Annotated in this window: 11 protein-coding genes; all 11 read left to right on the plus strand. The window is 41.2% G+C overall.

Annotated features, from left to right (window positions below; all coding sequences use genetic code 11):
* Positions 1-1,406 (plus strand): hypothetical protein (locus PLE33_08685; protein HPS61317.1); only part of this gene is annotated, 1,406 nt, incomplete at its 5' end.
* On the plus strand, positions 1,396-1,674 hold the full coding sequence (locus PLE33_08690; GenBank protein HPS61318.1) for a hypothetical protein: 279 nt from the start codon (positions 1,396-1,398) through the stop codon (positions 1,672-1,674). The genes PLE33_08685 and PLE33_08690, both read left to right, overlap by 11 nt.
* Complete coding sequence (locus PLE33_08695; protein ID HPS61319.1) at positions 1,649-3,862, plus strand: hypothetical protein; 2,214 nt, start codon at positions 1,649-1,651, stop codon at positions 3,860-3,862. The genes PLE33_08690 and PLE33_08695 overlap by 26 nt, the downstream gene beginning before the upstream one ends.
* The gene (locus tag PLE33_08700; protein HPS61320.1) at positions 3,862-4,188 is read left to right on the plus strand and encodes a hypothetical protein; all 327 of its coding nucleotides are present in this window, start codon (positions 3,862-3,864) and stop codon (positions 4,186-4,188) included. The genes PLE33_08695 and PLE33_08700 overlap by 1 nt, the downstream gene beginning before the upstream one ends.
* Before the next feature lie 55 nt (positions 4,189-4,243).
* The gene (locus PLE33_08705) at positions 4,244-5,104 is read left to right on the plus strand and encodes a hypothetical protein (GenBank protein HPS61321.1); all 861 of its coding nucleotides are present in this window, start codon (positions 4,244-4,246) and stop codon (positions 5,102-5,104) included.
* Between the two features lie 10 nt (positions 5,105-5,114).
* Positions 5,115-6,002 carry a DUF5309 family protein gene (locus PLE33_08710; protein ID HPS61322.1) on the plus strand — a complete coding sequence of 296 codons (888 nt, stop codon included), beginning with the start codon at positions 5,115-5,117 and terminating at the stop codon, positions 6,000-6,002.
* Positions 6,003-6,461: 459 nt separating this feature from the next.
* Positions 6,462-9,305, plus strand: coding sequence for a methyltransferase domain-containing protein (locus PLE33_08715; GenBank protein ID HPS61323.1), 2,844 nt, complete (start codon positions 6,462-6,464; stop codon positions 9,303-9,305).
* The gene (locus PLE33_08720; protein HPS61324.1) at positions 9,296-9,928 is read left to right on the plus strand and encodes a glycosyltransferase family A protein; all 633 of its coding nucleotides are present in this window, start codon (positions 9,296-9,298) and stop codon (positions 9,926-9,928) included. Before PLE33_08715 ends, PLE33_08720 begins: the two co-directional genes overlap by 10 nt.
* Positions 9,913-10,380: a flavodoxin domain-containing protein gene (locus PLE33_08725; GenBank protein HPS61325.1), complete on the plus strand. Its 468-nt coding sequence runs from the start codon at positions 9,913-9,915 to the stop codon at positions 10,378-10,380. The genes PLE33_08720 and PLE33_08725 overlap by 16 nt, the downstream gene beginning before the upstream one ends.
* Positions 10,377-11,198, plus strand: coding sequence for a radical SAM protein (locus PLE33_08730; protein ID HPS61326.1), 822 nt, complete (start codon positions 10,377-10,379; stop codon positions 11,196-11,198). The genes PLE33_08725 and PLE33_08730 overlap by 4 nt, the downstream gene beginning before the upstream one ends.
* A partial coding sequence (locus PLE33_08735) for a radical SAM protein (GenBank protein ID HPS61327.1) occupies positions 11,191-11,719 on the plus strand: 529 nt, incomplete at its 3' end. The genes PLE33_08730 and PLE33_08735, both read left to right, overlap by 8 nt.

The following is an 11,719-nucleotide window of genomic DNA, read 5'->3' on the forward strand; positions in this document are numbered from 1 at the left end:
TTGCCCGTGATTTCTTTCCCCATCTTTTGAATAAGTCAGTCCCAGAGTTTCATAAAGAAATTTATGGCGATCTACTTAACCCTAATTACTATGCCTGTGCCGCCCCCAGGGGACACGCCAAGTCTACGATAGGGTTAATTATCAAACCTATTCACTATGCTCTTTTTAATGCTTCTGGGGATATTACACTTCTTTCAGCTTCGGAGTCTTTTATAGTTAATGAGATTACCCGGAAGATTAAGCACGAGTTTGAACACAACGAATTACTAATAAAGTTATTTAAAGACCAAAAAACAATTAAATGGGCGGAAACCTATTTTGTTCTTAAAAATGGGGTAGCTTTTGAAGCAGGTGGAATTGGTGGACAGTTAAGAGGTGGTAGAAGGGGGCTTATTGCTCTTGATGACCTTGAGACAAACGAAACCGTAGAAAGCGAAGAACAACGGTCTAAGTTACGGGATAGGGTAAACAAAGAACTTATCCCCAAGTTAATACCAGGTGGACAGTTAATTTATTTCGGAACGATCATTAGTCCACTTTGTTATCTCAATTCCATTATCTCTACTCCTGACAATGGTTGGACTAAGCGGTTTTATGCCGCTTATTGGGACTTAAAAAACAAATGTATGCTTCCGCAGGAAAAAGGTAACGAACTTTGGGCGGAGATGTTGCCTCACGAAGAATTGCAACGGCGTAAACAAGTCCAGGGGACTAATTCTTTTTCGTCCGAATACTTAAATACTCCAGTCTCGGATGAAACGCAACCGATCAAAGAAGGACAGATTCGTTATTGGAAAGAGTTTCCCCAGACCTACTCTAGCGTTTTAACGGTAGACCCGGCGTATTCGGATGATGAGAAAGCGGATTTTAAGACCTGCTCTCACATCGCAATCGACCAACAGATGAACCGCTATCTGGCGAGTTACATTAGAACCCACGCCCCAATCGGTGAATTTCAGGATGCCATTATTAATTTATGGCTTCAAAACAAAAACACCGTTACGGCTGTGGGTATTCCTAACAGCGGAGTAGAGAAGTCTTTTTTTGATTCATTCTTAAAGAAGTGCGACGAAAGGAAGTTATACCCTCCGGTTGTAGAGCTTAAAAATGCTTTCACGCAGACGGGAACTTCAATAAGTCAGCGGGGCAAAAAAGCCCGATGCACCGCCGCTCTACAGCCTTTGTTTGAACAGGGGAAGTATTTTATCCACCCTGACCACATAGAGGCAAGGGAGGAGCTTTTAACTATCGGTTCCTCCCGCTGGGATGATTTAGTGGACACAATGGCTTATGCGGAGCAGATTTTAGTCCCGAACTATTTTCCAATAGAGAAAGTTGACGAACACACCCAAGAGATTAGACAGCACGAGGAAGAAGAAAGAATAAATTTTGCTTATGGATTATAAAGCGGGAAAGATTCCTGAATGGGTGCAGTTTTTAAGAGATGCTCACGAATATAAAAAACACCCCCATTCAGATAACCCCGATAAATGTATCAGGTGCTATGAATACAAATGGATTCCTTATTCATTAAAACTTTGTGATTTATGTCAGGAGCAACTAAAAGAATCTTATCCCGAAGTATACGAACAATCGAGGCTGGAAAATATCCGGCGTTACGACTCAATAATAAAAAGGGCAAAAACAGATGGCTTACAAAAAAGTAAAACCTAAAGAAAAAAGAGAGAAGAAGGTAATTAAGCTGGTTGATGATTGTTTCCAATACCTGGACAGGAAACTTGATGAAGCCATCGATAATGTTACTCAATGGGAAGAAAGGCAAGCCAAGTGGTATCGCTTGCGTATGCGGATAAAGAAAGCCAAGACCTCCCCGTTTGTCGGCTGTTCCAATATCCGTATGCCTACGGCGGAAATCAAGATTAGGAAACTTAAAGCCGCCCTAGTTAATACGGTTGTCGGGATTCGCCCGGTAGTTCAGGTGATTCCTTCTCCTTCGGGTAGCGTAGACACCGCTAAGAAGATTGAGAAGTTTTTAGACCATTTGATTATGGATGTCATCGGTCTAACCAAGAAAGCCATTGTTGCGATTGACCAGGAATTAGAAAAAGGATTTTATCTCTTAAAACCTTATTGGAAGTTAGAGATTACCCGCCGGATAGAAAAGTTTTCCAAGAAAGACTTATCCGAAAAAGAACTGCTTGCTTTAACCAATTCAGTAATTACCGAAGAACAAATCAAAAACTTCCTGATTGAAAAGTTAGAAGTAGATACGAGTGATTGGGTGGCTAAAGACAACGATTCTGAACTTAGCCGTGTAGCTAAAGAAGTCTTGAGCGGTAAAGATGAGATCCAATTAACCTTAAAAGATGTTTTGTATAACGCTCCGGATATTATGGGGATTTCTCCCGAAAGAGCCTATGTCCCTTCTGATAGTCCGTTGAATCCGCAGGAGTGTGAGTTTATCTGCCACGAATTTTTCCTGCCCTACTATCAGGTCAGGGTTAACGCCGAACAGAAAGACTGGAGTAAAGAAGCAGTCGAGGAAATTGAATACTGGAAAGGTAAAGACAAGGATAAGATTAAATCCGTAGCTACCCGTGATGAGACATCTTCTGAATGGGAGAAGTCTATCAAAGAAGGCATTGACAGGATTAATTCCACTTCCGAACAGGTCAGGATTTGGGAATGGTATGGGTGGTATGACATTAATGGAGACGGAGTTCCTGAAAAATGCGTTATTACCGCCGCACCCGATTTTAATGTAATTCTGCGTAAAATTACCCTGCCTTTTTCTAACGGCAAGTTTCCGTTTGTAAAACTCTGTTATGAGATTACCGACGACAGATGGTTTGCACACAGGGGGATTCCAGAATTACTAGAGGACATCATTAAAGAAATAGATGTCCAGCATATGCAGAAGATTGATTCCCAGACTATCCGCAATGCTCCGATGTTTGCTTATCGGGCGGGGATGATTAATCCGAATTTAGTCAAGTTTATTCCAGGTCAAGGGATTCCGATTCAAGGTATGCAACCATTGAACGACAGCTTGATGGTTTTGAATAATAACAATCCCAACACCGAGTTCTCTTACGAAAAAGAGCAGATGATTTTAGAGACTAAGGTTGAGGAATTGATCGGACAGGTTGACTTTACCTTGCAGTCAATGATTAACAAACGCCAGCCTCGGACACTCGGCGAAGTCCAGATGCAACAGCAGAATATGCAAATGGTGTTTTCTCTGGACGCAACGATGAATACCGAAGCGTTCTCTGAATTATTCACGATGATTTGGGATTTGTGGTGTCAGTATGGCGATGACCAATATGAGTTTTCTTATTTCGGAAAAGACGGCTGGGAGCCGATTAGATTAACCCGTGAAGAAGTGCAGGGGAAATACAAGGTTGTAGTCAGGGGCAATGACCAGAACACTAACCCTCAAGTTAGATTACAAAAAGCCCAAATGGTAATGATGGCTATGCAGAATCCGATGGCGGCACAAATGGGGGTCATTAAACCTTGGCATTTAGCTGAAGGTTACGATTTGTTATTTAAAGAATTGGATTTACCTGAACATCAAAGGCTTCACGAGGATTCAGGGGAGCTTTATAAACAATTCCAACAGCAACAACAGAATCCTCCGCCACTACCGGTTAAAGTCGATATGGACGATTTAGCTGATGGGGAAAAAGCCCAGGTTGTGCAAAGAATGGGTCTTGAGCCTGATATGACCGAAAGGGCAATACAGACCAAACTTGATATTCACGCCAAAGAAGATGACTCAAGAGTTAAACGGGCAAAGGCGATGAAAGATACGATGTCTATGGTCGGTGAGATTAAGGCTCAAGAAGAAGCTAAAGTGCAAGAACATCAAGAAAGAACCAAAAAAGAGGAGGGTTAATGGCTGAAAAAAACATTGATGAACAGATTAAGGAATTAAATGCCAGGATTTTCCGCAGTAAGCAGATTATCGAAGGTCTTGAACATAATGAATCCTTTAAATTATTCATCGATGATTATAAAGCCCAAGCCCAAAGATTAGACGATAGCTGGCAATGGATTACCGACGAGAAAGTCTTGAAGGATGCACAGATTACTAAAATGGCGACACTCTCGGTTATTAATTCCATTCCTAATCTTAAACACGATATTGAAGTTGCGGGTCAACAATTAGATAAGTTAGAACACCCCGAAGAAATTATCGGGGGAGATTTTGATAATCATTAAATTTATAGGTATCCCTATACACGCAACTGGTGCGTTAACCAGATAGGAGAACCAAATGGCAGATGAAAAAGAGGTCGTAAATACCGAGGAAGCGACCAACTCGGAAGAAACAAAGGAAGTCGTTAAAGAATCTGCGGAGACGACATCGCAGGAAACTACGGAAACCACAGAACCCGTAACCCAAGAGCAGGGTCAAGCTCCTGAAGCTGTGGACGGAACTGGTGTCCCCTGGAAGAATCGGGCAATGGAGTGGCAACGCAAAGCCCAGGAAAATACTTCCGAGGATAACATCAGAAAGGTAGCACAGGAACTATTAAATCAACAAAAACAGCAACCTCAAGAAAGGGAATATTCGATAGCAGAGCTTGAACAGTTCGCTATTGACAGACCCGACCAGAGACCCTGGGTAGAGGAGCAAAAAGCAAGGTTGATTGGCAAGAACATTGCCAGGATAACGGAAGAAAAGGTTAAAGAGGTCGAGAAAAAACAAAAGGCTGAAGCAACTTATCAGCAATCTATGCAATGGGTAAACAATCACCCCAGAGTGCAGGAGTGTTTTATTAAAGACCCTTTTGGTAGAAAAGTTTGGAACAACCAACATCCGCTGACTAATTTGATAGCGATGTATTCAAACGATCCTGACTTGAAAAACCGACCCGATGCTCCAGTTATCGCAACCAAGCTCGCATTAGCCGATTATATGGATAGTCAATCTAACACCACACAAAAAAAGGTGAAGTCGCTTGAACAGAACCTTAAAAAAGTTCAGAAAGGCACCCTTATCGAGGGTAATGCTTCACAACAAGATGTGATTAAGGGTAAGACTAGGTATTCCAAGGCTATGGAAAATCTCCACTCGACAGGGACAAAGGAAGCATTGAGGGAAGTGCTGAAAGCCAAATTAGGCATAGAGTAAAGGAAATAAAATGGCAGCGACGGGATATTCTTACGATGACAAGGCGATTAGGGAGGATTTGTTAAACGAAATCCAGAACTTATCGCCTCGTGAAACACAGCTTATGTCAGGTTTAGGCACTACGCAAGCAAAAGGCGTTATGCACGAATACCTGATTAAGTCTTTAGGTGATGTAAAGGTTAACGCTTATGTCGAAGGACAGGATGCTTCTTACGATGTCCAGAACTCCAGCAGACTTTACAACTACACCCAGATTTTCTTGGAAGGTTGGAGAGTTACTGATACCGACTTAGCCGTTAACAGAGCCGGCGGAGACCGCAAGGCAGAAGAAATTGGCGATGCTTTAGCGGAATTGAAAAATGATATTGAATATGCACTTATGCGTGGAACCTTAGTAACTGGTTCTGGTTCTGCCGTAAGAAGTTTGCGTGGGTTGAAGGCTTCGCTTTCATTACTCACCAATGCTTCCGGTGCGTCAATGTCAGAGTCTACTTTCAATGATTATCTCCAGATGGTTTGGGATAACGCCTCCACCGAGGTAAATGCTTGCTATATGCCGATGTATGTTAAGAGGAAAATAGCGGGTTATACCGGTGCGGCAACTGATAAAAACATTTCTGTCGATGATAAGAGATTGGTGAATAGCGTTGATGTTTATGCTTCTGACGCTGCTTCATTAGTCAAATTATTTAAGCACAGATATGTAACAGTTTCCGGCGACACCAACTACGACCTTGTAGGGTTAGATGAGAATTACGCTAAAGTGGCGTATCTTATCAAGCCTCATAACGAGGAAGTTTCTCGTAGCGGGTTAGCAGAAAAAGGTTATGTAACCAGCGAACTTACGATGGAAGTAACACATCCAAACGCAGGTTTCTTGGTGAGTAACATCAAGTAAGGTTTCAAGGCTTTACGGGGTGAGCCTATCACCCCGAACTAAATTTATGCTTATACAAACAAGAAATAAAATGGACGCAATCAGAGCGTATATCAACACTTGGTTGAAAGACCCTCGTTGGTATTGCAATAGTTGCGGGCATAATTTCGGTTATCGAGAGACTCCGAAACCGCCATTTACTTGTTGTGAAGAACCGCAGGTCGGAAGGAACATAGACCATACACGGGGAATAATTAAACAGAACGCAGAAATAAGAAAAACCCGTAAGAATGATTATGGTTCCAATGCAAAAAAGAATCTAAGATTTGGCATTTCTTTACCCCCGACGCTGTTGAGGGATTTAGAGAAATATTTTGCCACTCATTATCAAGAGAAGCTCTTTGAAAATAAGGATGAATTGCACAAATTTATGAGAGAGTTCCCTGCGTTTCGGACTTGCTCAAGAGTATAGGGGGATTGATGAAATTAAGCCTTGCCGTAATCGCTAAAGACGAAATAAACCAGATAGACAGGATTATCCGTGATTACCGACAATACTTTGATGAATTAGTTTTTGCTGTTGATGACCAAGCCGTATTTGACGCTTGCATATCCGCTTACCATCAATTCCCTGAAATAAAGTTTTATAAATACGAATGGGTCAATGATTTCTCTCATAAACGCAATTTTTTAGCGGGAAAAATAACCGGCGACTACTATGTCCGCATTGATACTGATGATGCTTTCTTAAATCCGGACAGGATTAGACCATTAGCGGAATTTGCCAATAACAATAAATACACGGTAGTAATGTGTTTTTACATTTATTCCAAAGACGATGACGGAAATCCTAACGCCACGCAATATCGGGAAACTATCATTAAGAATACGGGAAGTATCTATTGGAATAAAAAGATACACGAGTGTATTCTCCCCCGCTCAATCGCTAATTACAAGGTTCACATTGATGAGACTTTAAGAATAGACCATTTGATAGATTTTGAACACGCCCGCAAGTCAATTATCAGAAATCTTGAATATTTAATCGCTGAATACAACCAGAATAAAGAAAATACTGACCCTAGAACGATTGCTTATCTTGGCAGGACTTTTTTCACACTCAAAGATTTTGATAAGGCGATATTCTTTTTACAAAAACATATTCAGGGTTCAGGGTGGGATGAGGATAGATACACCTCTTGGTGTTATCTTTCGGAGATATTTAACCACAAAAAAGACTTTGAGAAAGCTATTGCTTGTGCGAACGAGGCTTTAGCCGAAAGACCAAGTTATCCCGACGCTTATTTTAAATTACACGATATTTATTTTCAAATGGGTGCCTGGGATAAGTCTATTGCTTGGGGGGAAACGGGATTTACTAAAGAAATGCCTAAGTCAATGATGGTTTTAGACCCGTCTGCTTGGACTTGGCGACCAGCGTTGTCAATGGCTTTTTGTTATTTGCAGACAGGTGATGTGGATAAAGCGTATAAGTTTTTTAGTTATGCCAAGAAGTTGGCTCCGACAATCGCCTGGGTTAAGGAAAATGAGCCGGTATTTAAAAAAGCGATTCAGGAAAAAGTTTTTGCCGAGCAGTTTCACAATGTCTATAAATTTTTAAAGGCAAGGAATCCTGAAAATTTAAAACTCCTGACCGAAGCGATACCTGATGACATAGATGTCCCGATTCTAACCGGATTAAAAAGGCTCCATTCCGACCCCAGGGATTGGAAGGATAACGAGATTTGCATTATTTGCCCGATGTCGGCGGAACCCTGGAGTCCTGAATCAATTAAGACAGGGATTGGCGGGAGCGAAGAAGCGGTAATTAGGCTGTCGGAGCAGTTTAATAAGTTGGGTTATAAAGTTACCGTCTATAACGATTGCTCTAAAGAGGGTAATTATGACGGGGTTAAGTATGTTGATTGGAAGAAGTTAAACATTAAAGACAGGTTCTCTACCGTTATTTCTTGGCGGTCAAACATATTCAATTACGGGATTGTAGCCAAAAACAGGATTATTTGGTTGCACGACGGAATCCCCGCAGATTTCTTCAATGAAGATGAATTAAAGCGGGTGGATAAGATTGTCGTTCTTTCTCAATATCATAAGACTCTATTACCCAAGATTGTGCCAGAAGAAAAAATTTATGTTTCCGCTAATGGAATAGTGCCGGAAGATTTTGCGGGGATAAAAGAAGTAAGGAATCCGCACAGGCTTATTTGGGCTTCTTCTTATGACAGGGGGTTAGAGGTAATCCTTTCTAATTGGCAGAAGATTAGGGCTGAAATTCCTGATGCAGAAATTCATTGTTTTTACGGGTGGAATACTTACGACAGCTTGGTAGCTGAAGGTCAGAGGAAGTCAGATTTTAAGCCCCGTATGCTTGAACTAATGAAACAGGACGGGGTATTCGAACACGGCAGGATAGGGCATAAGGAACTGCTTAAAGAATACGCTAAGTCGGGAATGTGGGCTTATCCCTGTAACTATAAGGGCGAGATTCAATGTATCGCCTTAACTAAAGCAGTAGCGAGCGGGTGTGTATGCGTTACTAACGACTTTGCGGTATTACCTGAAAGAAACCCGCACTACATAGCTGACAATGAACATTTTATTGACAAGATTATAGATGTCTTAAAGCACGATAGTTTTGTTCAGGGAGATGTTAGCCAATACATTCAAGATAACTCTTGGGAAAAGATTGCTAAAGAATGGGAAAAAGATTTATTCAAATCAGAATATCCGGTTGAAGTTATTGACCGGATAGCCTGGATAAGGACAGTAACCGATGTCAGTAAGAAGATTGTTGATATTGGCTGTAATGAGGGGCATTTATTCGCTGGATATGACAGAAAGAATATTACCAGCGTAGATATTGATTTATACGATATTCCTAATTTTGTCAGGGCGGATGCTCAAAGTTTACCTTTCGGCGACAAAACTTTTGACATAGCCGTATTAGGAGAAGTAGTCGAGCATTGCCCTGATCCTTTAAAAGCTGTTACAGAAGCCCGCAGGGTAGCAAAACAAGTCATAGTTACAGTTCCCTATGAACAGAAGTGGACTTCTATTCTTGACCCGATGATGCCAATAGAGAAGAAACTGGAAAAGGAAAGAACTACCGCTGTGGAAATAGCCAAAAGCGGTAATCCTAAAGCCAAAGACTTTTATACCGAGGATAACTTTCAGCATCTTTACCATAGTCATTTTTTTACTCCTAAGACTTTAGAAAAATTACTTAAAGATGCGGGATTTGAAAAATACAGAATTTGCGAAATTCGCAGAGATGATTTTGTTTGGCTAGGAGCGATATGCGAATAGGGGCTTTAGTCAGAAGTTACGGACTTACTGATTATTTACCAGCGGTATTAAAAAGTTATTCTTGGGTTGAGAAAATAATCGTAATGAATTACAGGTTCAGAGGGGTTAAACCCAGGGAAGATAAGACTCCTCTGATTGTTCGGGATTTTAAGAATGTAGTTATAAATTCCGGGGAAAACTTAAATCAGCACGAAGCATTTAACGCAGGATTAGGAGAATTTGGCGGTTTTGATTATGTCTTTATCGCCGACGCAGATGAATTGATTGCCCGACAAGACCAAGACAGATTGATTGAGGGTATGTCCGGACACGAAGCCGGAACCTGCAAGATTATAGATTATATTGGTAATTTTAACGAAAGGTTGCCTGAAAGGACGCATAAGGCAATCGTTATTGTTAAGCCAAGTGTCAGGTTTTATGAAGTCAGGTGCTTTGCAGGAAGTATAAAGAGTTTTGAAGATATTTATATGCATCATTTCGGATATGTGTATCAGCCGGAAGGAATCGCCTGGAAGGTAGAGTGGGAAAAGAAGTGGGAGCAGGGGAATATTAAGCATTTATTAGGGCAGGTTCACCAACCTTGCACAATACCTGAAAATATAAGCCAATGGCTAGAGCAATAGTTATCTATTATTCCAAGACAGGCAATACGCAGAGAATGGCGGAAAAGATTGCCGAGGGCATAAGGAGCGAAGGTGTTGAGACTATCTGCAAAACTATTCTTAATACTAACCCTCAAGAATTGCTTAATTACGATGGAATCGTTATTGGCTCGCCTACGCAATATGGTTCTATGGCGTGGGAAGTAAAGAGGTTTTTAGACGATACGGCAGGGCTTCACTATAAATTGGAAGGCAAGGTTGGCGGAGCGTTCAGTTCAAGTTGTCATATCGGCGGGGGTAACGAAACGACAATATTGGATATTCTCCACGCTATGTTAATTCACGGAATGGTTATTCAAGGCGAGCCGATGTATGACCATTACGGGGCAACGGGTCTTAACGGGCTTGGCGGGGACACTTTAATGAAGTGTGAGAAATACGGCAATCGCATAGGGAGATTGATTAAGCGGTGATAGAGATACCTAAATCCTATAATTATATCTCTGCATTTTTAACTTTCGGCTGCAATTTTAATTGCTCTTACTGCATAAACAAATACGGCGGTTTATTTAAGTATAAATCGATGGATTTAAGCGATTGGATAAGGGGGCTTAACCGGATAAAGACCAGAAGTGATTTGCCAATTACTATTTCCGGCGGCGAACCGACTTTGCACCCTGATTTTTATACGATTATAAAGTGGATAGACGGGAATATCCCCTTAGATTTACTGACTAACGGTGAGTTTGATGTTGATGAATTTATGGAGCATATAAATCCGCATAGATTTCAGAGGAAAGCTCCGTATGCCTCAATCAGATTTTCTTATCACCCAGGATATACAAATATTATAAGGTTACTTCGAAAGGTTAATGTTTTAAAAAACAGGGGGTATTCCGTAGGTATTTGGGCGGTGAATAAAAATAAGATACATAGCAAGTTAGTTCAATTATTGGCTAAATCTTTCGGTATAGATTTCAGGCTTAAAGAATATCTTGATGAGACGCACGGAAACTATAAATACCCGCACGGATTAAACGGGTTCCCGAAGAAGTGTCTTTGTAAACCAAGTGAACTCTTAATTGCCCCTGATGGAAGATTATTCAGGTGTCATCACGATCTTTATGGTGGGATTAATTCTATCGGGCATATTCTGAATAACAAAGTTAAATTACCCGAAGATTTTATTCCTTGTAGTAGTTATGGGAATTGCAACCCCTGTGATTTAAAGCTGAAGTTTAACCGGTTCCAGCAAGACGGGCATTGTGCCGTAGAAATCAAGAATGGATAAATATTTAATGGATTCCTCGAAACTTCTTTGGCATATGGACAGGGTTATTGACCATTATGACAAGGGCAAGAGGGTTTATCCGATACACATTGACTTTGGGGCAACCTCGACCTGCAACGCTAATTGTGTTTATTGTTTCGCCCGTCACCAGAAAAAGTTAGGCGAGATTTTTCCTAGAGACGCTTTCATCAGATTTATGACTGACGCTCCAAGATTAGGCGTTAAGTCGGTAGCGATTATCGGAGACGGAGAACCTTTACTTAATCCTGCTCTCTGTGAGGGCGTGATGGTAGGCAAAAAGAACGGGTTAGATATTAGTATCGGGACTAACGGTATAGCCCTGACCCCCGAAAAGGCGAGTATTTTGTTGTCCCACTGTGTTTGGTTCAGGTTTAATCTTTCGGCGGCGAGTAAAGAAGCATACCAGAAAATCCACGGCGTTGATAAGTGGGAAGTAGTTAAGAAAAATATCGAGGACGCCGTAAGGGTCAAAAGACTTAATGACTATGACTGCACTATCG

This window comes from Candidatus Cloacimonas sp. (genome assembly GCA_035403355.1).
GTDB lineage: Bacteria > Cloacimonadota > Cloacimonadia > Cloacimonadales > Cloacimonadaceae > Cloacimonas.

Bases quoted from the DNA above. Each gene is read 5' to 3' on its own strand.
- PLE33_08720 (HPS61324.1), top strand. From the start codon at position 9,296: ATGCGAATAGGGGCTTTAGTCAGAAGTTACGGACTTACTGATTATTTA.
- PLE33_08700 (HPS61320.1), top strand. From the start codon at position 3,862: ATGGCTGAAAAAAACATTGATGAACAGATTAAGGAATTAAATGCCAGG.
- PLE33_08725 (HPS61325.1), top strand. From the start codon at position 9,913: ATGGCTAGAGCAATAGTTATCTATTATTCCAAGACAGGCAATACGCAG.
- PLE33_08710 (HPS61322.1), top strand. From the start codon at position 5,115: ATGGCAGCGACGGGATATTCTTACGATGACAAGGCGATTAGGGAGGAT.
- PLE33_08705 (HPS61321.1), top strand. From the start codon at position 4,244: ATGGCAGATGAAAAAGAGGTCGTAAATACCGAGGAAGCGACCAACTCG.
- PLE33_08715 (HPS61323.1), top strand. From the start codon at position 6,462: ATGAAATTAAGCCTTGCCGTAATCGCTAAAGACGAAATAAACCAGATA.
- PLE33_08695 (HPS61319.1), top strand. From the start codon at position 1,649: ATGGCTTACAAAAAAGTAAAACCTAAAGAAAAAAGAGAGAAGAAGGTA.
- PLE33_08690 (HPS61318.1), top strand. From the start codon at position 1,396: ATGGATTATAAAGCGGGAAAGATTCCTGAATGGGTGCAGTTTTTAAGA.